21 protein-coding genes are annotated in these 22,371 nt (G+C 63.1%); 13 read left to right on the top strand and 8 right to left on the bottom strand.

Annotation, left to right across the window (positions count from 1 at the left end):
- The first annotated feature begins 174 nt into the window (after window positions 1-174).
- Window positions 175-1,008: an EamA family transporter gene (locus M2395_RS24000; RefSeq protein ID WP_011063968.1), complete on the top strand. Its 834-nt coding sequence runs from the start codon at window positions 175-177 to the stop codon at window positions 1,006-1,008.
- 35 nt (window positions 1,009-1,043) lie between these two features.
- A complete protein-coding gene (locus tag M2395_RS23995) occupies window positions 1,044-1,427 on the top strand; it encodes an MAPEG family protein (protein WP_011063967.1) in 384 nt (127 codons plus the stop codon).
- 43 nt (window positions 1,428-1,470) lie between these two features.
- Here the strand turns inward: M2395_RS23995 and M2395_RS23990 are convergent, their stop codons facing one another.
- Window positions 1,471-2,646, bottom strand: coding sequence for a murein transglycosylase A (locus tag M2395_RS23990; RefSeq protein WP_015637337.1), 1,176 nt, complete (start codon window positions 2,644-2,646; stop codon window positions 1,471-1,473).
- Window positions 2,647-2,778: 132 nt separating this feature from the next.
- Between M2395_RS23990 and M2395_RS23985 the strand changes: the two genes are divergently transcribed.
- Window positions 2,779-3,228: a cytochrome c gene (locus tag M2395_RS23985; protein WP_011063965.1), complete on the top strand. Its 450-nt coding sequence runs from the start codon at window positions 2,779-2,781 to the stop codon at window positions 3,226-3,228.
- A gap of 39 nt (window positions 3,229-3,267) precedes the next feature.
- On the opposite strand, the gene M2395_RS23980 is transcribed toward M2395_RS23985, so the two are convergent.
- The 4 genes from M2395_RS23980 to M2395_RS23965 form a co-directional block, all read right to left on the bottom strand.
- Window positions 3,268-3,663, bottom strand: coding sequence for a DUF1090 domain-containing protein (locus M2395_RS23980; RefSeq protein WP_011063964.1), 396 nt, complete (start codon window positions 3,661-3,663; stop codon window positions 3,268-3,270).
- A gap of 113 nt (window positions 3,664-3,776) precedes the next feature.
- The gene (ligB, locus tag M2395_RS23975; RefSeq protein ID WP_077934899.1) at window positions 3,777-5,447 is read right to left on the bottom strand and encodes an NAD-dependent DNA ligase LigB; all 1,671 of its coding nucleotides are present in this window, start codon (window positions 5,445-5,447) and stop codon (window positions 3,777-3,779) included.
- Between the two features lie 224 nt (window positions 5,448-5,671).
- Complete coding sequence (gene metK, locus M2395_RS23970; protein ID WP_015637335.1) at window positions 5,672-6,862, bottom strand: methionine adenosyltransferase; 1,191 nt, start codon at window positions 6,860-6,862, stop codon at window positions 5,672-5,674.
- An 18-nt stretch (window positions 6,863-6,880) separates the two neighbouring features.
- A complete protein-coding gene (locus tag M2395_RS23965) occupies window positions 6,881-7,876 on the bottom strand; it encodes a metalloregulator ArsR/SmtB family transcription factor (RefSeq protein ID WP_011063961.1) in 996 nt (331 codons plus the stop codon).
- Window positions 7,877-8,134: 258 nt separating this feature from the next.
- Between M2395_RS23965 and tkt the strand changes: the two genes are divergently transcribed.
- The 6 genes from tkt (at window position 8,135) to fba (ending at window position 14,465) form a co-directional block, all read left to right on the top strand.
- Window positions 8,135-10,132 (top strand): transketolase, encoded by a 1,998-nt coding sequence (gene tkt, locus M2395_RS23960; protein WP_011063960.1) that lies wholly within the window; start codon window positions 8,135-8,137, stop codon window positions 10,130-10,132.
- A 153-nt stretch (window positions 10,133-10,285) separates the two neighbouring features.
- Window positions 10,286-11,365, top strand: coding sequence for an erythrose-4-phosphate dehydrogenase (epd, locus tag M2395_RS23955; protein ID WP_011063959.1), 1,080 nt, complete (start codon window positions 10,286-10,288; stop codon window positions 11,363-11,365).
- Window positions 11,366-11,382: 17 nt separating this feature from the next.
- Complete coding sequence (locus tag M2395_RS23950; RefSeq protein ID WP_011063958.1) at window positions 11,383-12,546, top strand: phosphoglycerate kinase; 1,164 nt, start codon at window positions 11,383-11,385, stop codon at window positions 12,544-12,546.
- A gap of 32 nt (window positions 12,547-12,578) precedes the next feature.
- Window positions 12,579-12,800: a hypothetical protein gene (locus M2395_RS23945; RefSeq protein ID WP_011063957.1), complete on the top strand. Its 222-nt coding sequence runs from the start codon at window positions 12,579-12,581 to the stop codon at window positions 12,798-12,800.
- Between the two features lie 60 nt (window positions 12,801-12,860).
- Window positions 12,861-13,190, top strand: a complete 330-nt coding sequence (locus M2395_RS23940; RefSeq protein ID WP_011063956.1) for an MliC family protein — start codon at window positions 12,861-12,863, stop codon at window positions 13,188-13,190.
- A 210-nt stretch (window positions 13,191-13,400) separates the two neighbouring features.
- A complete protein-coding gene (gene fba, locus M2395_RS23935; RefSeq protein WP_003229012.1) occupies window positions 13,401-14,465 on the top strand; it encodes a class II fructose-bisphosphate aldolase in 1,065 nt (354 codons plus the stop codon).
- A gap of 161 nt (window positions 14,466-14,626) precedes the next feature.
- Here the strand turns inward: fba and M2395_RS23930 are convergent, their stop codons facing one another.
- Window positions 14,627-15,298, bottom strand: a complete 672-nt coding sequence (locus tag M2395_RS23930) for a polysaccharide lyase family 7 protein (RefSeq protein ID WP_011063955.1) — start codon at window positions 15,296-15,298, stop codon at window positions 14,627-14,629.
- Between the two features lie 316 nt (window positions 15,299-15,614).
- Here M2395_RS23930 and M2395_RS23925 point away from each other — a divergent pair, with 316 nt between their 5' ends.
- The 3 genes from M2395_RS23925 to M2395_RS23915 are packed head-to-tail and all read left to right on the top strand — an operon-like array spanning window position 15,615 to window position 18,613.
- Window positions 15,615-17,738, top strand: a complete 2,124-nt coding sequence (locus M2395_RS23925; protein ID WP_015637331.1) for a bifunctional diguanylate cyclase/phosphodiesterase — start codon at window positions 15,615-15,617, stop codon at window positions 17,736-17,738.
- 42 nt (window positions 17,739-17,780) lie between these two features.
- The gene (locus tag M2395_RS23920; protein WP_011063953.1) at window positions 17,781-18,293 is read left to right on the top strand and encodes a M48 family metallopeptidase; all 513 of its coding nucleotides are present in this window, start codon (window positions 17,781-17,783) and stop codon (window positions 18,291-18,293) included.
- A 23-nt stretch (window positions 18,294-18,316) separates the two neighbouring features.
- Complete coding sequence (locus tag M2395_RS23915; RefSeq protein WP_011063952.1) at window positions 18,317-18,613, top strand: helix-turn-helix domain-containing protein; 297 nt, start codon at window positions 18,317-18,319, stop codon at window positions 18,611-18,613.
- Between the two features lie 3 nt (window positions 18,614-18,616).
- Here the strand turns inward: M2395_RS23915 and M2395_RS23910 are convergent, their stop codons facing one another.
- Complete coding sequence (locus M2395_RS23910; protein WP_011063951.1) at window positions 18,617-19,069, bottom strand: GNAT family N-acetyltransferase; 453 nt, start codon at window positions 19,067-19,069, stop codon at window positions 18,617-18,619.
- A 277-nt stretch (window positions 19,070-19,346) separates the two neighbouring features.
- On the opposite strand from M2395_RS23910, the gene M2395_RS23905 reads away from it, so the two are divergent.
- Entirely contained in the window at window positions 19,347-20,084 is a 738-nt protein-coding gene (locus M2395_RS23905; RefSeq protein WP_011063950.1) for an ABC transporter substrate-binding protein, read from the top strand.
- A gap of 86 nt (window positions 20,085-20,170) precedes the next feature.
- Here M2395_RS23905 and yccS read toward each other — a convergent pair whose 3' ends face one another.
- Window positions 20,171-22,363, bottom strand: coding sequence for a YccS family putative transporter (yccS, locus tag M2395_RS23900; protein WP_019095267.1), 2,193 nt, complete (start codon window positions 22,361-22,363; stop codon window positions 20,171-20,173).
- Between the last annotated feature and the right edge of the window lie 8 nt (window positions 22,364-22,371).

The raw sequence follows: 22,371 nt of genomic DNA, 5'->3' as shown, positions 1-22,371 counted from the left end.
CGTTGCAGGCACTTGGGGAAAAGTACCTCGAACATGCCCATGTTGCCGAATTGGCTGCTGGCACTGCCAAATGCGCCGGTAGCCCGTGCAAGCAGGGCCGCAGGCATGCGAGGATTCCCGGCTTCTGCCCGGATGTGCGGTATCCGGCTTTTTCAGGCAACCAGGGAGTGCAAGGTGCTGGCGACAAGTCTGGTTTTGGTGGCGGCGTTGTTGCACGCAGCCTGGAACACCCTGATCAAGTTCAGTGGCGAGCGCTTGCTGGTGGTGGCCTGCATGGACACCGTGGCCCTGCTGTTCGTGGCCATCATGCTGTTTTTTCTCGAATCCCCACCACTGGAGATCTGGCCCTGGATCATCGCCTCGGCGGCATTCGAGCTCTTGTATCGATATCTGCTGATCCAGGCCTATCGCGTGGGGGATCTCGGGCTGGTGTACCCGTTGATGCGCGGACTTTCGCCATTGGTGGTGCTGGCGTTGACCCTGGTCTTCGCCGGCGAGGCGCTGAGCACTCAGCAGGTCCTAGGCATTCTGCTGATTCCCTTCGGCATGCTCTGCCTGCTCTGGCAGGGCGGCGGCGGGGCACGGTTGCCCTGGTCGATGCTGCCGGTGGTGGCGCTGATCGGCCTGTGCATCGGTTGCTACACCTATATTGACGGCCAGGCGCTGCGCCGCTGGTCGCACCCGCTGGATTATCTGACCTGGGTCACGCTGCTCAGCGCCTGGCCCTTTCCGCTGGTGGCGGTGGTCTGGAAGCGCCCGGCCTTTGCCCTGTTCTGGCGCGAGCAGTGGCGCCTGGGGCTGAGCGTCGGGTTTTGCGTGTTGTTCAGCTACGCTCTGGTGCTTTGGGCCATGCAACTGGGATCGATCGCCGAAGCGGCTGCGTTGCGTGAAATCAGTGTGATCCTGGTGGTGCTGTTCGGCATGCGCTACCTGAAAGAACCTTTCGGCCGGCCACGGCTCTTAGCCTGTGGACTGGTGCTGATTGGCATGTTGGTGATGAAGTTCTGAAGGCTCCCTAAAAACTCTAAAAAAGGATTTGCTCCATGACTGTCGCTTTCTGGTGTGTGTTGATTGCAATCATCCTGCCCTATCTCTGTACTGCCATCGCCAAGGGCGCCGGCAAATACGGGCTTCGCTACAACCATGACCCACGGGCGTTCCTGAGTACTCTGGAGGGTTTGCCCAAGCGTGCCCACAACGCGCAGCTCAACGGTTTCGAGGTGACCCCGGCATTCGCTGCGGCGGTGATCATCGCCCATGTAGCAGGTAACGCCGAGCTGGTGACGATCAACGTGCTGGCGGTGCTGTTTATCACCAGCCGCCTGCTGTACATGATCTGCTACCTGGCGGACTGGGCGATCCTGCGGTCCCTGGTGTGGTTCGTGGGCATGGGCCTGATCGCCAGTTTCTTCTTCGTTTCAGTCTGAGACACCCTTTTGCAGGAGCCGGCAAGCCGGCTCCTGCAGGGGCTCAAGGGGCGTCGGGCACTTCCGGCACCTTGGGCAGCGCTACGCCCTTGGGCCAGAGCATCCAGATCTGGCCCTGCTGCTTCATGTCTCCGGCCAGTTGCCCCGCGGCATCGCCCGTGCCCCAGAACAGATCGGCGCGCACCTCACCGGTGATTGCGCCGCCCGTGTCCTGGGCGGCTACCGGCCGTACCAGGCTGCTGCCATCCGGGCGGGTGGTGGACAACCACAGCAGGCTGCCCAGGGGGATCACCTTGCGGTCCACGGCCACGCTATAGCCTGACGTCAGCGGTACGTTCAACGAGCCCCGCGGGCCTTCATTGCTATCCGGGTTGCGGTTGAAGAACACGTAGCTGGGGTTGCTGCCCAGCAGCTCGGGAATCCGTGCCGGGTGGGCCTTGGCCCAGGCGGCAATGGTGCCCATGGTCACGTCCTCTTTCTTCAGCTCGCCCTGGTCCACCAGCCAGCGGCCGATGGGACGGTAGGGGTGGCCGTTCTGGTCGGCATAGCCGATCCGCAATTGGCGCCCGTCATCCAGCTGGATTCGCCCGGACCCCTGGATCTGCAGGAATTGCAGGTCCATGGGGTCGGTCAGCCAGGCAATCACCGGGGCCTTGGTTCCCTTGCTTTCGATGGTCGCCGCATCGTCATAGGGCTTGAGTACCCGGCCTTCGAGCCGGCCACGCAGGCGCTTGCCCTTGAGCTCCGGGTAGAGGCTGTCCAGGGCGACGATGATCATGTCCTCCGGCACGCCGTATACCGGCACATTGGCCACCTGGGTCTGGGTCAGGCTGCCGGGATAGACCGGTTCGTAGTAGCCGGTGATCAGGCCGGTACTGCTGCCGTTGCCCGAGCGCAGGCCGTAGACCTGCAGGTGCTCCTTGAGAAAGCCGCGGATGGCCTCGGGGGTTTGCGGCACCGTCGCGGCTGCGGCGCAGGTGGCGCCCCACACCGGGTCGGCCTTGAGGCGGGTGCAGGCGCTGCGCCAGGAGCCGAAACCGGCCAGCAGGTCGTTGTCGGCGACGTTGGGCAGGGCGTCCCAGGTGGCGCTGTTGTAGGTGGCCAGGGCGTGGGTGGGGGCTGGCTTGGTATTGTCGCCGCCGTTGCAGCCAGCGAGCAGCGCCAGGGCCGGCAGGGCCCAGAGCAGATGGCGAGGCCAGCGGAGCGGGCTCGGGTTCATGCTGTATTTCCTTGAGAGGCTGCCCGCCGCATTGGTGATGGGGGACAACCCATATTATTAATAGGGCTATTGGTCTTTGCCGGGGAGGCGAGGATACTGGCCGCCGTTTCCGTGACCAGACCTGAAGCCACCATGACGCTAAAAAGACTTTCTGTTGTATTGCTGGCCTGCCTGACGCTTTCCGCCTGTGGCGGTGTCGATCCCAATTCTCCCCTGGGCCAGCGCAAGGCGATCTTCAAGCAGATGCTCAAGACCGGCGAGGACCTGGGGGGCATGTTGCGTGGGCGGATTCCTTTCGACGGCGCGCGCTTTGCCGAAGGCGCGGTGAAACTCGACAGCCTGTCCCATGAGCCGTGGAAGCACTTCCCCGAGGTCAAGGAAGAGGATCACAGCAGCGCCACCGATGACGTCTGGCGCAAGCAGGCGCGTTTCCAGGAGTTGGCCCGCACCCTGGAAGCCGCCACCGGTGAGCTGGTGACGATCAGCCAGGTCCAGCCCTACAAGGCCAGCAATCTGGGGCCGGCGGTGCAGAAGGTCGAGGATGCTTGCAGCGCCTGCCACAAAGAGTTCCGCAATCACTGATTGGCGGCTCTGCTGAGCAGGGCCGCGGCATCAGGTTGCTTACTTGTCCAGTTCGTCCAGGGCTTGCTGCAGTTCCTTGCGCGACTCGGCAAGCTTGTCCTTGCGCTTGTTGATCTTCTCCGAGTCACCTTTCTTCATGGCTTTTTCCAGGTCGGCCTGGCGTCGGCTGACCTCATGCTTGGCCTCAAGCACTTTGTTTTCCCGCTCTTTCTTCAGCGAGGCGTCGGTGCAGTGGGCGGTCACTTCGCTCAGGGCGCGCTCCAGGCCGGCCTGCTGATTGCTGTTGCCGTGGGCCTTGGCCTGTTCGATCTGGTTCATGATGGCCTGGCGCTTGGCGGCGCAGCCGGTCAGCTCGGGGGCCTGCTCGGCGGCCAGCAGTGGCGCGCTCATCAGGCTGCAGAGGGTCAGGGTGGCGAGCGATGGAAAAAGTTTCATTGAAGGCTCCAGGTGAAAAAGATCAAGAAATAACCAATAAAAATACTGACTGTTGTACCGGGAATGGGCTGTTGGAGCGTATTCCGGCTTGGGTGGTTCCACGTGCCATCGGGCTAAAAACCTTCGATACCGGCGCTGTTCAGGGCGCCTTGCAAGGCCAGGACCTCTGGAGCGCGAAAAAACGCCACCAGTTGTGCGGCCCGCTCCGCTCCGATACCGGCTTCATTCTGCCAGTCCAGGCTGCTTTTCATGGCCAGGGCCTGCCATGGCCCGCTCAGGTCGGCCGAGCCACTGGGCGGGATGCCGAGGGCTTTGAGCCAGCGTGGGAAGGGCTGTTGCCTGGCGCTGTGCAGGCTCTCGAGCAAACGCTTGCTGCTGCGATCACCAAAGCCGGCAATGTTAGCAAGCTCTGCCTGATCCAGGGTCAGCCAATCCAGCAGGCCTTTGATACGGCCTGTTTCAACCAGCCGGGCCCAGGTCCGGCTGCCGATATTCTGCAGGTTCAGGCCTTGTTTGCTGCTGAGCCAGGTCAGTCGGGCCAGAAATTGTTCCTCGCAGCCGGGTGATGGCTGCCAGCAACTCAGGAAGTGAAAGTCGGCTTCTCGCGGGGGCTGGATGCTTTGGCGCAGGGTGCTTCTGAGTACCACTTCATCCAGGCGCGGGATGCTCAACCCGGCGAGACTGATGGCTACCTGATCGCCGGGAACGATATCCAGGGATCGCCAGCGTTGCAGTGAGCCGAGACTGACACGGCGGATCTGCCGGTCGTCCAGGGTCACCGGCTCGATCTCCAGCAGGGGCGTGATGCGCCCCGTGCGGCCGATACGAAAATCGACTTGACGAACGCTGGCCAGCACCTGGGCGTAGGGGTACTTCCAGGCGGCAATCCAGTATGGGGCCTTGGCCTGCCAGCGTTCGGCGGCGGGACGCCGGCTTTGCCGCAGGATGATGCCGTCACTGGCAAAGGGCAGTGGCGAGCGATACCAGCGGGCCCGCCACTGTTGTGCATCGGCGAAGCCGCCTACGGGCCGGCTGTACTCGCGGGGTTCGACAAAGCCCAGGTCTGCCAGTTGTTCCAGGCGTTCGCTCAATGTAGCCGGGCCCTGGGGCCAGTCCCAGACAAACAGCCCGATCTGCGCGGCCTCCGCCGCTGTCAGCTGTTTGCGAGCCATCCAGCCTGCCACCCGGTTGCGCGCCTTGAGGCTGCCGGAGCGAGCCTGGACATGCTGCTCCAGGCGCAGATAGAGCTCTCCTTGCAGCAACAGGTCGACGGGCCGTGGCAGTCGTTTGGGTATGGCCTCGATTTGCCAGGCTGCACGGGTCCAGTCATGGCCATGCACGCCGTCGCCACGGCTGAGTGCTTGCTGGAACTGCCCCCGGTGGTAGATCAGGGTCACCGCTACGCCGTCGACCTTGGGTTGCGCCCAGATGTCGTCGCGGCCCTTGAGCCACCCCGTCACGGCATTGGCATCGGCGAGTTTTTCCACCCCTGTGTGGGGGATGGGGTGGCGGATGCTGCCCCCGGCGCCGAGCAGGGGCTGGTCCGTTGCCCGGGGAGCCTGGGGGAAGCACTGGCGCCAGGTGAGCAGGCGCTGGCGGGCCTGATCGTAGAGCTCATCCGCCACCAGTGATCGGCCGTCACGGTAATAGCTGCTATCCCAGCGCTGCAGTTGCTGCTGCAGGGCGGTGATTTCATCGGTGGCACGGGGAACCGGCCAGTCGGGGCAGGCGGCCTGGGCGAAGAATGGAGTGAGGCTCAGCAGCACAACGGCTCTTGGCAGCATGGGGAGCATCCTTGCTCTGTGGGTCATGCGCTAAAGGCTAGAGGGGATTGGCTGACGGCCGGGACGAAGGTGGTTGCGAGGTGTTTCCCCGTCAGGGAACACCTGTGTCCTTGCTCGCTCGGCCCCGTACCAGCAGCGGTTTGCGGGATGAGCAAGAAACCTCAGGCGACAAAAAAGCCCCGCCGGGCGGGCCGGGCGGGGCTTTGGATGTTGCCAGGTGAAGCTTACAGGCCGGCAGCGGCGCGCAGGGTGTCGGCGCGGTCGGTCTTTTCCCAAGTGAAGGTGGTGAAGGTGTCGTCACCCACGGTCTTGGTTTGCGGAGCCCGGCCGAAGTGACCGTAGGCAGCGGTTTCCTGGTACATCGGGTGCAGCAGGTCGAGCATGGTGGTGATTGCGTAGGGGCGCAGGTCGAACACTTCGCGTACCAGCTTGATGATCTTGTCGTCGCTGATCTTGCCGGTGCCGAAGGTGTTCAGCGAGATCGAGGTCGGTTGGGCCACGCCGATGGCGTAGGACACCTGGATCTCGCAGCGCTCGGCCAGGCCGGCGGCAACGATGTTCTTGGCCACGTAGCGGCCGGCGTAAGCGGCGGAACGGTCGACCTTGGATGGATCCTTGCCGGAGAACGCGCCACCGCCGTGACGGGCCATGCCGCCGTAGCTGTCGACGATGATCTTGCGGCCGGTCAGGCCGCAGTCACCTACCGGGCCACCGATGATGAACTGGCCGGTCGGGTTGATGTGGAACTGGGTGTCCTTGCTCAGCAACTCGGCAGGCAGCACGTGCTTGACGATCAGCTCCATCACGCCTTCGCGCAGGTCGTTGTAGGACACCTCGGGGTTGTGCTGGGTCGACAGCACCACGGCATCGATACCGACCACCTTGCCGCCTTCGTAGCGGCAGGTGACCTGGGATTTGGCGTCCGGGCGCAGCCAAGGCAGCAGGCCCGATTTGCGGGCTTCGGCCTGGCGCTGGACCAGTTGGTGCGAGAAGGTGATCGGCGCCGGCATCAGCACCTCGGTTTCGTTGCTGGCGTAGCCGAACATCAGGCCCTGGTCGCCAGCGCCCTGATCTTCCGGCTTGGCGCGGTCGACGCCCTGGTTGATGTCGGGGGACTGCTTGCCAATGATGTTCATCACGCCGCAGGTAGCACCGTCGAAGCCGACGTCGGAGCTGGTGTAGCCGATATCGCAGATCACATCGCGAACGATCTGTTCCAGGTCGACCCAGGCGCTGGTGGTGACTTCGCCGGCAACAATGGCCACGCCAGTCTTGACCAGGGTCTCGACCGCTACGCGGGCGTGCTTGTCCTGGGCAATGATGGCGTCCAGCACCGCATCGGAAATCTGGTCAGCGATTTTATCCGGATGCCCTTCAGACACGGACTCGGAGGTGAAAAGGGAGTATTCGCTCATCTTGAAGGTTTCCTAAATTTACCGATGGTGAGTGTCGCCAGCCGGTCGCTGAAAATGGCGAACCTGGATCTGGAAACCATTACGTAAGCCTACATACAGGCTTTCCCCGGGAGTCAGTCCCGCAGCGGTGGCCCAACGGGCCAAATCATCTTGTTCGAACCCTAGCCAGAGATCGCCGCAAGCCTCTTTGGCCCAACTCTGGTTGTGGCTGCACAAGTCTGTCACTAACAGGCTGCCGCCTGGTTGCAGCAATTGGGCCATCTGCTTGAGGGCCTCGGCCGGCGCGGCGAAATGGTGCAGGACCATGTTCAGCACCACGCAATCGGCCTGCAGCTGTACACCGTTCAGTGCATCGGCCAATTGCAGGCTGACGTTAGCCAATGTTTCGCGTTCGCACAGCTGGCGTGCCAGCTCCAGCATCGCCGGGCTGTTGTCCAGCGCGGTAACCCGGGCAAAGCGTCGGGCCAGCTCGGGGAGAAATCCACCGTCGCCGGGGCCGACTTCAATGGCCGTGGCCACTGGGTCGAAACTCAGTTTGTCCAGCAGCGCCAGCACACTGTCGCGATACTGGGGCAGTCCTGCGATCAGGTCCTGCTGGGCGCGGAATTTTTCCGCCACCCGGGAAAAGAAGTCCTGACTGGCTGCAGCCCGCTGCCGGTGCACCAGGCTGATCCGGGCCTGTACCTCGCCCGGTAGGTTCAGCTGGTCGACCTCTTCCAGCAAAGCTGCGTGCAGTTTGCCGCCCAGGAGCCCGGTATGGGGCAGGGCGCGGCGATAGAAAATCGCATTGCCTTCACGGCGGGTCGCCACCAGGCTGGCCTGGGCCAGGACCTTCAGGTGGTGGCTCATGCCCGACTGGCCGATGGCGAAGATCTGCGCCAGCTCCAGCACACCAAACGAATCGTTGCTCAGCGCGCGCAATACATTCAGCCGCAGGGGGTCGCCGCCGGCCTTGCACAGGGCCGCCAGTTCGTCGCAATCGTCATGGCTGATGGCAGGCGCGGGCAGGTTCATGGGGCAGCAGTCTAGAGATGCCCGCAAATGCTCGCAAGGCCAATATCAAAAAGTTTTGATATTGGTGCCTGTAGGGGCTTTTCCAGAGCCTCTGCTTCTACAGTCAACGAGCGGCGAAGGGGTTTCATCAATGGATTGTGTCTTCAACAGGGGAAAAACATGCCTGAGTGACTATCTGTCATTGCCCCCGCCTGACGCCTGAGGGAAAATGCAGGCCTTTTTTCCGTTTCGTTTTATTCAATCCCCAGGAGATCAGCGATGCCCAGCCGTCGTGAGCGTGCCAACGCCATTCGTGCCCTCAGCATGGATGCCGTGCAAAAAGCCAACAGCGGCCATCCAGGTGCCCCTATGGGTATGGCGGATATCGCCGAAGTACTTTGGCGTGACTACCTGAAGCACAACCCGAGCAACCCATCCTTCGCCGACCGCGACCGCTTCGTGCTGTCCAATGGCCACGGCTCGATGTTGATCTACTCGCTGCTGCACCTGACCGGCTACGACCTGTCGATCGATGACCTGAAGAACTTCCGCCAGCTGCACAGCCGCACCCCGGGCCACCCGGAGTTCGGTTACACCCCAGGCGTGGAAACCACCACTGGCCCGCTGGGCCAGGGCCTGGCCAACGCTGTGGGCTTTGCCCTGGCGGAGAAAGTCCTGGCGGCGCAGTTCAACCGTCCAGGCCACAACATTGTCGACCATCACACCTACGTGTTCCTGGGTGATGGCTGCATGATGGAAGGCATTTCCCACGAAGTCGCTTCCCTGGCCGGCACCCTGGGCCTGGGCAAGCTGATCGCCTTCTACGATGACAACGGCATCTCCATCGACGGCGAAGTCGAAGGCTGGTTCACCGACGACACGCCCAAGCGTTTCGAAGCCTATAACTGGCAAGTGATCCGCAACGTCGACGGCCACGATCCGGAAGAGATCAAGACCGCCATCGACACCGCGCGCAAGAGCCCGCTGCCGACCCTGATCTGCTGCAAGACCACCATCGGTTTCGGTTCGCCGAACAAGCAGGGTAAGGAAGATTGCCACGGCGCCCCACTGGGCGACGCGGAAATCGCCCTGACCCGCCAGGCGCTGAACTGGAACTACGGTCCGTTCGAAATCCCGGCCGACATTTATGCCGAGTGGGATGCCAAGGAAAAAGGTCGCGCTGCCGAAGCCGAGTGGGACCAGCGTTTCGCGGCCTATTCCGCTGCCTTCCCAACCGAAGCCAACGAACTGGTACGTCGCCTGAGCGGTGACCTGCCTGCCGACTTCGCCGAGAAGGCCGACGCCTACATCGCCGAAGTGGCCGCCAAGGGCGAAACCATCGCCAGCCGCAAAGCCAGCCAGAACACCCTGAATGCTTTCGGCCCCCTGCTGCCGGAAGTGCTTGGTGGGTCGGCCGACCTGGCCGGTTCCAACCTGACCCTGTGGAAAGGTTGCAAGGGTGTCAGCGCTGAAGATGCCAGCGGCAACTACATGTACTACGGCGTGCGCGAGTTCGGCATGACCGCCATCATGAACGGCGTTGCCCTGCACGGCGGCCTGGTGCCTTACGGCGCGACCTTCCTGATGTTCATGGAATACGCCCGCAACGCAGTGCGCATGTCGGCGCTGATGAAGAAGCGTGTGATCCATGTCTACACCCACGACTCCATCGGTCTGGGCGAAGACGGCCCGACGCACCAGCCGATCGAGCAACTGACCAGCCTGCGTACCACGCCGAACCTGGACACCTGGCGCCCGGCCGATGCCGTTGAATCGGCGGTGGCCTGGAAGAACGCGCTGGAGCGTAAAGACGGCCCTTCGGCGCTGATCTTCTCGCGTCAGAACCTGCAGCACCAAACCCGCGATGCCGGCCAGATCGCCGACATCAGCCGCGGTGGCTATGTGTTGAAGGACTGCGCAGGCGAGCCTGAACTGATCCTGATCTCCACCGGTTCGGAAGTCGGCCTGGCCGTTCAGGCCTACGACAAACTGACCGAGCAAGGCCGCAAGGTGCGCGTGGTTTCCATGCCTTGCACCAGCGTGTTCGATGCTCAGGACGCTGGCTACAAGCAATCGGTTCTGCCGCTGCAGGTCAGCGCACGTATCGCGATCGAAGCGGCTCATGCCGACTTCTGGTTCAAGTACGTGGGTCTGGAAGGTCGCGTGATCGGCATGACCACCTACGGCGAATCGGCTCCGGCTTCGGCACTGTTCGAAGAGTTCGGCTTCACCCTGGACAACATCCTGGGCCAGGCCGAAGAGTTGCTGGAAGACTAAACCCGGAAGCCGGGTTGTCTGTACTGACGCAATCGCGAGCAAGCTCGCTCCTGCAGGGATGTATACCGTCCTTGTGGGGGCGAGCTTGCTCGCGATGACGATGGCGCAGGCAGCACGAAGCTGATGGTTTCACCACCGGTCATTGAGAACCCCATGCCTCAACCGCGTCCCTACAAAGTTGCACTCAACGGCTACGGCCGGATTGGTCGTTGCGTCTTGCGTGCTCTGTTCGAGCGAGGGGCTGCGGCCGGGTTCGAGATCGTTGCCATCAACGATCTGGCCGACATGGCCAGCGTTGAATACCTGACACGCTTCGATTCCACCCACGGGCGTTTTCCCGGTGAGGTGAAGGTCGATGGCGATTGTCTGCATATCAATGGCAACTGCGTGAAAGTGTTGCGCAGTGCCACCCCCGAAGGCATCGATTGGGCGTCCCTGGGCGTCGATCTGGTGCTGGAATGCTCCGGTGCCTACCACACCCGCGAAGACGGCCAGCGTTTCCTCGACGCCGGCGCGCCGCGGGTGCTGTTCTCCCAGCCGATGGCCAGCGAGGCGGATGTCGACGCCACCATCGTCTATGGGGTGAACCAGGACTGCCTGAGCGGCGACGAACGGCTGGTGTCCAACGCCTCCTGCACCACCAACTGCGGCGTGCCGCTGTTGCGCCTGCTGGATCAGGCCATTGGCCTGGAGTACGTATCGATCACCACCATTCACTCGGCGATGAACGACCAGCCGGTGATCGACGCCTATCACCATGAAGACCTGCGGCGTACCCGTTCGGCCTTCCAGTCGGTGATCCCGGTGTCCACCGGTCTGGCGCGGGGTATCGAGCGCCTGTTGCCGGAACTTGCCGGGCGAATTCAGGCCAAAGCAGTGCGGGTGCCGACGGTGAACGTGTCCTGCCTGGACATCACCATGCAGACCGTGAGCGATACCGACGCCACCGAGGTCAACCGGATCCTGCGCGAGGCCGCCACCAGCGGTCCGCTCAAGGGCCTGCTGGCCTACACCGAGCTGCCGCATGCCAGCTGTGATTTCAATCATGATCCCCATTCGGCGATCGTCGATGCCAGTCAGACCCGTGTTTCCGGCCCCCGGCTGGTGAACATCCTGGCCTGGTTCGACAACGAATGGGGCTTTGCCAACCGAATGCTGGACGTAGCTGGGCACTACCTGCACACAGCCGCTCCACGCACTGACACTCAACTCTCTGTTTCTGAAGAACAGTAACCCAGGAATTGCGACCCATGACCGTGTTGAAGATGACCGACCTCGATCTGCAAGGTAAGCGCGTGCTGATCCGTGAAGACCTCAACGTCCCAGTCAAGGACGGTGTTGTCACCAGCGATGCGCGAATCCTGGCTTCGCTGCCGACCATCAAGCTGGCCCTGGAAAAAGGCGCGGCAGTGATGGTCTGCTCGCACCTGGGCCGCCCGACCGAAGGCGAGTTTTCCGCCGAGAACAGCCTCAAGCCGGTAGCCGACTACCTGAGCCGCGCCCTGGGTCGCGAAGTACCGCTGGTGGCCGACTACCTGGGTGGTGTCGAGGTCAAGGCCGGCGACATCGTGCTGTTCGAGAACGTGCGCTTCAACAAGGGCGAGAAAAAGAACGCCGACGAGCTGGCCCAGCAATACGCCGCCCTGTGCGACGTGTTCGTGATGGACGCCTTCGGCACCGCGCACCGCGCCGAGGGTTCGACCCATGGCGTGGCCAAGTTCGCCAAAGTGGCTGCTGCTGGTCCTTTGCTGGCCGCTGAGCTGGACGCGCTGGGCAAGGCCCTGGGCAACCCGGCCAAGCCGATGGCGGCCATCGTTGCCGGCTCCAAGGTGTCGACCAAGCTGGACGTGCTCAATAGCCTGAGCCAGATCTGCGACCAGTTGATCGTCGGTGGCGGCATCGCCAATACCTTCCTCGCCGCTGCCGGGCATCCGGTGGGCAAGTCGCTGTACGAGCCGGACCTGCTGGACACCGCTCGCGCCATCGCCGCCAAGGTCAGCGTACCGCTGCCGGTGGACGTGGTGGTGGCCAAGGAATTTGCCGAGAGCGCTGCGGCCACCGTCAAGCTGATCGCCGATGTGGCCGATGACGACATGATTCTCGACATCGGCCCGCAGACTGCCGCGCAGTTCGCCGAACTGCTGAAATCCTCCAGGACCATCCTCTGGAACGGTCCGGTGGGCGTGTTCGAATTCGACCAGTTCGGCAATGGCACCAAGGTCCTGGCCCAGGCCATCGCTGACAGCGCCGCGTTCTCCATTGCCGGCGGCGGCGACACCCTGGCAGCCATCGACAAATATGGCGTAGCCCAGCAGATCTCCTACATTTCTACCGGTGGCGGCGCCTTCCTCGAGTTCGTCGAGGGCAAGGTGCTGCCGGCGGTTGAAGTCCTGGAAGCCCGGGCCAAGGCCTGAGGCCTCGATTGGCCGGGCAAAGGAGTGTTCTGATGGTCAAGACGTTGCCACTGTTGATCGCCGTGGCGTTGCTGGCGGGCTGCTCCAGTGCCCCCAAGGCAACGCCTGCGGAGGATGCCGGCGAGGTGCAGAAAGGCTGCTACCAGGCTGACTGGCAGGCCGAGACGGCTCCGGTGATCAACAAGCGCCTGGGCCCTGAGGGCCTGGAGAAGTACGAGACGCCGTCAAAGGCCAGGGAACAGGGTTGCCCTTGACGGGTCAGATGGGTTAACGCAACGCGCCGGGGCCTGTTGGCCGCCCGCCGAGGAACATTGATGAAAGGTTTGATCGCCGTGGCGATGCTGGGCTTGTTGGCAGGTTGTGCCAACCTGAACCTGCTCAAGTCGCCGACCACTGACAACTGGACCACCTGGACCTGCGACAGCCAGGCCCAGGTGCTCTGGCGCTACACCGACGACAGCCGCAAGGCCGTCGACGTGCGCCTGGGGGGCGACGACCAGGTACGCCGCCTGAAGCTTGAGCCCAGCGGTTCGGGCTCGCTGTACAGCGACGACATGCTGGCGTTTCACGTCAAGGGCGAGGAGGGCCTGGTCTACTGGGTCGCCACCAATGACCTGATCGGCCGCGGCTGCAAGGCCATGTAGGGGCTGGCTTGCCAGCGGAGGCGGCCTCCAGACCTGTGCAAGGTTCAAGGCCCCTTTCACCGGCGAGCCGGCTCCTGCGTGGCTGTAGAGATTTGGTTTTAACGAATGGAACAGAGCGGGTTGACCCCCGATCTGCAATCACTTGAATAGCAGTCGCCGCTACGGCAGGCTTGCACGATTAACGACCCTCGACCGGGAGAGACACACACAATGGCACTCATCAGCATGCGCCAGATGCTGGACCACGCAGCCGAGTTCGGCTACGGCGTTCCAGCTTTCAACGTCAACAACCTTGAGCAGATGCGCGCCATCATGGAAGCCGCTGACAAGACTGACTCCCCGGTGATCGTCCAGGCTTCGGCCGGCGCCCGCAAATACGCCGGCGCGCCTTTCCTGCGTCACCTGATTCTGGCTGCCATCGAAGAGTTTCCGCATATCCCGGTGTGCATGCACCAGGACCACGGCACCAGCCCTGACGTCTGCCAGCGCTCCATCCAACTGGGCTTTTCCTCGGTGATGATGGACGGCTCCCTCGGTGAAGACGGCAAGACCCCGACCGACTACGAATACAACGTCCGTGTTACCCAGCAAACCGTAGCCATGGCTCACGCCTGCGGCGTGTCGGTAGAAGGCGAACTGGGCTGCCTGGGTTCGTTGGAAACCGGCATGGCCGGTGAAGAAGACGGTATTGGCGCCGAGGGCGTGCTGGACCACAGCCAGATGCTGACCGACCCGGAAGAAGCCGCGGACTTCGTCAAGAAGACCCAGGTGGATGCCCTGGCCATCGCCATCGGTACCAGCCACGGCGCCTACAAGTTCACCAAGCCGCCTACCGGCGACGTACTGGCCATCGACCGTATCAAGGAAATCCACAAGCGCATCCCCAACACTCACCTGGTGATGCACGGTTCCTCTTCGGTGCCGCAAGAGTGGCTGGCGATCATCAACCAGTACGGTGGCGACATCAAGGAAACCTACGGCGTGCCGGTTGAAGAAATCGTCGAAGGCATCAAGTACGGCGTGCGCAAGGTCAACATCGACACCGACCTGCGCCTGGCGTCCACTGGTGCCATGCGCCGCCTGATGGCCACCAACCCCAGCGAGTTCGACCCGCGCAAGTTCTTCGGCGCCACCGTGACCGCCATGCGCGATGTCTGCATCGCCCGTTACGAAGCCTTCGGCACCGCCGGCAACGCCTCGAAGATCAAGCCGATCTCCCTGGAAGCCATGTTCCAGCGTTACCTCAAGGGTGAGCTGAACGCCAAGGTCAACTGAGCCTAAGCGTCGAACGAAGAAGCCCGCAGCGATGCGGGCTTTTTTGTATTCGAAGCTCTTGCCTTCGTAGGCGCTGGCTTGCCCGCGAAGAGCGCCTTTGGGCGGATGCCGGGCTCAAGGGCGCCTTCGCCGGCAAGCCGGCTCCTACGCAGGGAGGGGGGTCAGGTCTTGTTGTGGTCGATGTCCAGCTTGGAAAAGGTCACCTTGCCGCCTTCGCTGGTATAGCCGGTGTTGTCCTGCACATAAACCCCGGCCTTGAAGTACAGCGGCTTGTCGCGCCAGGTCGCGCTCAACTGGCTGTCCCACTGATAGCCGGCAGCGCTGACGCCCAGGGCGCCGCCCGGGCTCAGGTGGATCAGGTAGGAAAACTCCCGGTCCATGGGCACGTTCTCGGCAATGGTGATGACACGGCCTTCCTCGTCGTCCGGGTGCAGGCGCACCTTGGCCACGATGTTGCCGCTGCCCTTGCTGGTCTTGTACTGGTACTCGACCTTCACCAGCGGCTTGGTGCTGTTGTAGGCGTGGATCTGGCCGATGACGATCTTGCCCGAGGAGGGCACCTGGTTCACCGCCAGGGTCGCGTACAGCAGGTTGTCCGCTTCGGGGTAGGTCCAGTTGCGCAAGGTGCCGTTGGAGTAGGTCTCGCGCAGCTCGGTGCGCGGGTAGATGGCGTTCTCGGTTTTCGAGCCGGTCACCGGCGACCAGAAGAACAGGGTGCCGGTATCGGAGTGGAAATACTGGTCCTTGAACCCCTTGACCAGTGTCGGGGTGTCGATGGTCGCCGGCGGGCTGCCGACGGGAACGCTGAGGTTCCAGGTTGCCAGGTCGATCATGGTGGTTTTCCGCAAGGCATGACTGATGCAGGTGGCCGAAGGCTTTAGCCTGCGCTTCTTAGGGGGTCTTTATAGCGCAGAAGCGGCGCTTGGCGAGGCCCGTATGGCGGATATATGGCGTCAGCAAAATGTCGAAATGCCATCTATCCCGGTTTTTATGCGGCAACTCTGTGACCGTTAGTCGGGAGCTGCGGCCATTGGCGAAGTGATGGCGTGCTGACAGCTTCTGCTTTTGAGGATCCGGGTCTAGAGTGAAACCTCAGGTTTTACCGGGTTTTTAAATCCGTTCAGTCTTATTACAGACAAGAGAAGCAGCATGGAATGCGTGCAACCAGAGGCAGCCGAAGGCCACTCCACTCTTCTGATCGTCGATGACTATCCTGAAAACCTCCTCAGCATGCGTGCTCTGTTGCAGCGCCAGGACTGGCAGGTGATGACCGCCGCCTCGGGGGTCGAGGCCCTGGGCCTGCTGCTCGAACATGAAGTGGACCTGGTGTTGCTGGATGTACAGATGCCCGGCATGGATGGCTTCGAAGTCGCCCGCCTGATGCGTGGCAGCCAACGTACCCGGCTGACCCCGATCATCTTTCTCACCGCCAACGAACAGTCTCAGGACGCCGTGATCAAGGGCTATGCCAGTGGCGCCGTGGACTACCTGTTCAAACCGTTCGACCCACAGATTCTCAAGCCCAAGGTCCAGGCCCTGCTGGAGCATCAGCGCAACCGCCGGGCCCTGCAGCACCTCAGCCACGACCTGGAGGTGGCGCGGGCCTTCAATGCCTCGGTGCTGGACAACGCTGCCGAGGGCATCCTGGTGGTGGACGAGGGCGGGTGCGTGCGTTTCGCCAATCCGGCGGTCTCGCGCCTGCTCAATGCCCAGGTCAAGGAGCTGGAAGGCTCGCCCTTTCTCGACTACCTGCAAAAGCCCCACGTTCCCGACTGGAGCGGCTCCGAGCTCTACGCCTGTTATCGCCGGGGCGAAACCTATCGCCTGCACGACGCTCAGATGCGCACCGTGCCCGGCCAGTTGATCAGCGTGGCCTTGTCCTGTGCGCCCTTGCCCAGTGACCAGAAGGCGATGGTGGTCACCCTGCTGGACATGTCCGAAGTGCGTCACCTGCACCAGCAACTGGAATACCAGGCCGTGACCGACCCGCTGACCGGCCTGCTCAACCGCCGCGGCTTCTATCAGACGGTGGAAAACATCCTGCTGCGCAGCGACCGCTCGGGAAAGTCCCTGGTCCTGCTCTACTTGGACCTCGACGGCTTCAAGCGGGTCAACGACTCCCTGGGGCACGACGCCGGCGACCGGGTGCTGCGCTGGGTTTCCGAACAACTGAAGGACTGCCTGCACTCCTTCGACATTCTCGGGCGCATGGGCGGCGACGAATTCACCGCGCTGCTGGAGCTGAGCTTCCCCGAGCAAGCGGCGAAGATCGCCGAGAAGCTGATCGAACGCCTGTCCATCAACCAGCAGATCGATGGCCTGGAGGTGGTGCTGGGGGCGAGTATCGGCATCGCCATCTACCCCGATTGCGGCTCCAACCTGGACGGCCTGTTGCGGGCGGCGGACATCGCCATGTACGAAGCCAAGCGCGCCGGCCGCCAGCAGTACCGCTACTACGATCACGAGATGAATGGCCGCGCCCGTTCGCGGCTGATGCTCGAGGAAAGCGTGCGCAGCGCCGTGGAGCGCAAGGAATTCACCCTGGTGTACCAGCCCCAGGTGGCCATTGCCGACGGGCGCCTGCGCGGTTTCGAAGCCTTGCTGCGCTGGCGTCATCCGAGTGTGGGCGACGTGCCTCCGGGGCTGTTCCTGCCCCTGCTTGAGGAGGCACGGCTGATCAGCCGCCTGGGCAGTTGGATCTATCAACAGGGCGCGGCCCAGCGCAAGGACTGGGAGCAGGTGTTCAGCCCCGACCTGGTGCTGGGCGTCAGCCTCAGTGCCACCCAGTTCAACATGCCCAACCTGGTGGCCGAGCTGCGCCAGGTGCTGTCGCGCCATGGCCTGCAACCGCGCCAACTGGAGGTGGAGGTTACCGAGGCCGCCTTGACCCAGAACCTGGATGACACCCGCAAACAGTTGCAGCTCCTGCGTCAGCTGGGGGTGCGGGTGGCCCTGGATGACTTCGGCTCGGGCAGTTGTTGCCTGGCCTACCTGCGTGACCTGCAACTGGACACCCTCAAGCTCGATCGCCACCTGATTGCCCGCCTGCTGACCTCGCCAAGGGATGCCGCCATTGCCCGCTGCGTGATCGACCTGTGCAAGCAGTTCGACCTGCTGGTGATCGCCGAGGGTGTGGAAACCCTCGAGCAATACCAGTGGCTCAAGGCCAATGGCTGCGAGTATGTGCAAGGTTTCCTGGTGGCTCGGCCGCTGACCGCCAGTATCGCCAGCCAGTTTGCCCAGCCCTTTGACTGGAGCGCGCTACAGGCCTGAATTCGCTACACTGGCGCCTTTTATGCCCTGCGTTGCCCCTTCATGACCGCACTCAAATACCTCCAGGCCTATCCCGTTGCCTTGCAGCAGCAAGTGCGCCAGTTGATCGATGAACAGCGCCTGGGCGACTACCTGAGCCAGCGTTACCCGGGCCGGCACGCTGTACAGAGCGACAAGGCGCTGTACAGCTACGCTCTGGAGCTCAAGCAGGAATACCTGCGCAATGCGCCGGCCATCGACAAGGTGCTGTTCGACAACCGTCTGGACCTGACCCACCGTGCCCTGGGCCTTCATACCACGGTTTCCCGGGTGCAGGGCGGCAAGCTCAAGGCCAAGAAAGAGATCCGCATCGCTTCGCTGTTCAAGGAGGCGGCGCCGGAATTCCTGCGGATGATCGTGGTGCACGAGCTGGCCCACTTCAAGGAGTCGGATCACAACAAGGCGTTCTACAAGCTCTGCGAGCATATGCTGCCGGGCTATCACCAGCTGGAGTTCGACCTGCGGGTCTACCTGACCTGGCGCGACCTGCAAGGCAAGGCGGGAGCGCCGGATTAACCCCTGAAGGCAAGGAGTGGGCGATGGATGTGAGCAAGACCAAGAGCAGTTTCTACCGCCGCCTGTATGTGGCGTACCTGATCGACAGCGGCCTGGCCAGCAGCGTGCCGGCGCTGACCGAGGTCACCGGCATGCCGCGGCGCACCGCCCAGGACACCATCGCGGCCCTGGCGGACCTGGACATCCTCTGCGAGTTCGAGCAGCAGGACGGCGCGCGCAACCATGCCGGGCGTTACCGGATCCACAACTGGGGCGCCATCGACAAGGGCTGGATCGAGCCCAACCTGCGGCAGATCAAGGCCGTGCTGGGCTATCCCTGAGGCTCAGGAGCGACGCATGCCGATGTGAGGAATACCGTCCTCCAGGTATGCTTCGCCCGCCACCACGAAACCGTAGCGGCCGTAATAGGCCTGCAGATGAGCCTGGGCCGAGAGGTAGATCGGCGTTTGCGGCCAGTGCCGCTCGGCCTGCTTCAGCGCCTGCTCCATCAGGGTGTGGCCCAGGCCCTGGCCACGGGCCTGTTCAGCGATGACCACGCGGCCGATGACCACGTCGCCACCCTGGGAAGTCGGGTCCAGCAGGCGCAGGTAGGCCAGCAACCGGTCGCCGTCCCAGGCCATCAGGTGGCAGGTATCGCCTTCAAGGTCGCGGCCGTCGACTTCCTGATAAGGGCATTTCTGTTCCACCACGAAGACTTCGGTGCGCAATTGCAGAATCGCGTACAACTGTTCCTTGCCCAGGTCGGTGTGGTGTTTGCAGACCCATTCGATGGTCATCTTCATATCCTGTATTGAGTGCTGCGCGAAATAGTAAGCACATCGCCACGGGATGTCTTGCCGGTTGTCACGCAGAAATTGTTTCTGTGAGATGGGTCAAAATGCCACTACTGAGATCACTGGTATTTGTCTTCTTTGTGTAATCTGTTTTCAAGACCTGTGCATGGGTTCTGATGAGCTAATGTTAGGAGCTGGGCCGACCTGTGCCGCACAGGCCGCGACCCTGGAGTATGGGCTGGAACGCGCTGGGCCCAGGGCCCGCTAAGGATCTATTAGCATGCTGCGACTGCATCGAGCTTTGGCTTTGATCGGATTGCTGTTGCTGGGCCAGAGCGCTTTTGCCGAAAGGCTGCGGCTGGTCGCCGATGCCTGGCCACCCTTTACCGACGCGACCCTGGTCAATGGCGGCGTGGCCACCGACATTGTCAGCACCGCCCTGTCCCGCGCCGGCTATTCCAGCGAATTCGAGCAGGTGCCCTGGGCCCGGGCCCTGCTGGGCATCGGCGAGGGGCGCTACGACGTGCTGGTGAATGCCTGGTACAACGAAGAGCGCACCCAGTTGGGGCAGTTCTCCGCGGAATACATGGTCAACCGCGTGCGCTTCATCAAGCGCAAGGACGCGCCGCTGGAATACAGCAACCTCAAGCAGCTGCATGAGTACCCGGTGGCAGTGGTGCGTGGCTACGCCTATTCCCCCGAATTCGACAATGACCCCGATCTGCAGAAGGTGCCGGTGCACAACTTCGCCATGGCGGTGCGCATGCTGGCGGCGGATCGGGTCAAGCTGACGCTGGAGGACGAATACGTTGCCCGCTACTACCTGGCCCGGGAGTCACCGCGGGTACGCAATGCGGTGGAGTTCCTGCCCAAGCCCCTGAGCGAGAACAGCCTGCATATCCTGGTCAGCCTGAAGAACCCCGAGCATGCGCAGATCGTGGCCAGGTTCGACAAGGAAATCGCTGCCATGAAAGCTGACGGCAGCTACGACCGCCTGCTGCGCCAGCACGGCATGTAACCGAAGGTGCAGGAGCTGGCTTGCCAGCGAAAGCGACTCCGGACCGTGCATGAGTCTTGCGGCCCCTTTCGCCGGCAAGCCGGCTCCTACGGTTTTGCGTTGTCGCTGGTGTCCTTGATCAGATGCGCCGCCAGGGTCCGCAACGGGCCCAGCTGACGGCAGATCAGCGCCAGTTGGGTCTGCACCAGGCGCTGGCCTTCGTCGACCTCGTCGGGCATTTGCTCCAGCTCATTGGCCAGGGCTTCTTCGGCATCGCTCTGGATATCGATCGGGGTCTTGTTGGCCAGACCCTGGGCAATCTCGTCGATGCTGGCCGCCAGGCTGACCCCGGCGCCTTCGATCAAGTGCTCGCGAACCTCGTCCGGCAGCCGGGTTTCGCGGTGTGCGCCCAGGCCCGAGAGGTAGCTGAGCAAGGTGTGGGACAGCACCAGGAAGCGAAAGCCCACGTCCGCTTCCTTACGGAAATGCCCGGGTTCCATGAGCATGTTGGCCAGGGTGGTGGACAGCGCGGCGTCGGCGTTGTGGGCGTTGCGCCGGGCCAGGCGGTAGGCCAGGTCGTCGCTCTTGCCGGCGGCGTACTGCTGCATGATCTGGCGCAGGTAGATGCTGTTGCAGGTCAGGGTGTTGGCCAGCACCTTGTTCAGGCGCCGGCCCTGCCAGTCCGGCAGGAACAGGAACACCGCCAGCCCGGCGATCAGGCTGCCCAGCAGGGTATCGAACAGCCGCGGCAGGAACAGCCCATAACCGTCGCCCACCTGGTTGAAGCAGAACAGCACCATCAGGGTGATGGCCGCCGTGGCCAGGGTGTAGCGGGTGGTGCGGTTGGTGAAGAACACCACCCCGGCGGCAATGGCGAACAGCGACTGCACCAAGGGGCTGGGGAACAGGTCGAACAGCGCCCAGGCGATGGTCAGGCCGATGGCGGTGCCGATGATCCGCTGGCCCAGCTTGCGCCGGGTGGCGCCGTAGTTGGGCTGGCAGACGAACAGGGTGGTGAGGATGATCCAGTAACCCTGGGAAGGGTGGATCAAATGCACCATGCCGTAGCCGATGCTCAGCGCCAGGGGCAGGCGCAGGGCATGGCGGAACAGCAGCGAGGTTGGCGTCAGCTGGGTGCGCAGGCGGGTCCAGACATCCTTGAAGTTGCGTGGCGAACGGTCCAGCAGGCTGCTGTCGGTGGCGTCCGCCAGGGCGTCGGGGTTGCTGGCGTCGCTGAGCAGGCGGTCGAGGGTGCCGAGGTTGGCCGCCAGGGCTCGCAATGAGCGCAACAGCCCGCGCCAGGCCGGGTTGCTCTGGATCCGCAGGTGTTCCAGGGAAGCGTGCAGGTCGCCCAGGGCCTCGGCGAAGGTGGCGTCATAGACGAACGGCTGGCGCAACTGGATGGATTCGGCCAGGGCACGGCAGGCCTTGCCCTGCTGGCGCAGCAGGCGCTGGCAGCGGAACAGCACGTCGCTGTGGAAAAACGCCTCGGTCAGGGCGTTGTATGGGTAGTGGGAAGAGCTGGCGCGCTCGTGAATGTCCTGGGCCAGGAAGTACAGCTTCAGGTAGCGGCTGACCTTCGACCCCGGCCGGCCGTTGCCCACCCGGTGCAGGATGATTTCCTTGGCGACGTTGAGGGCCGCCACCACCTTGCCGTTCTGCTTGGCCAGTTCCAGGCGCCGGGCCTCCACGTCCAGCTGGCGGATGGGCTCGAACAGAGAGGACTTGAGCTTGAGGTAGTAACCCAGTTCGCGAAACAGCCGGGCCAGGCTCTGCTGCACCGGCTGGTTGGAAAACAGCGCCTGCCACAGCACCGACAGCAGGCCGTACCAGGCGGCGCCGGCCACCAGCAGCAGCGGCTCGTGCCAGAAATCGATCACCGCGCCGCCGCGCTGGTCGACGCCGATCATGGTGTAGACCGAGAGGATCAGGGTCGCCGAGGCGATGGCGCCATAGCGTTCGCCCAGCGCCCCCAGCATGGTCAGGCCGAAGCTGGCCAGGGCCAGGGCGATGGCGAAGATCCAGGGGTAGGGGAACAGCAGTTCCACCGACAGCGCGGCAATGCTGAAGCACACCAGGGTCACGGCCAGGGAATTGAGCCGGCCTTGCCAGCTGTCGTCGGTTTCCGCCAGGGCGCTGGCGATGATGCCGAGGAACAGCGGGATCAGCAGGGCCATTTCATCCTGATACCAGCACAGCGCCATGCTGCCGGTCAGGGCGATGAACACCCGCACGCTGTAGCTGAATTTATCCAGCGCCCAGAGGCGGCGCAGGGATTGGCGAAAAGAGGTCGAGGACATGGAGTAGG

The organism is Pseudomonas sp. BIGb0176, from assembly GCF_024810175.1.
GTDB classification, from domain to species: Bacteria; Pseudomonadota; Gammaproteobacteria; order Pseudomonadales; family Pseudomonadaceae; genus Aquipseudomonas; species Aquipseudomonas protegens.
This window is presented reverse-complemented; position numbering and strand designations above follow the sequence as displayed.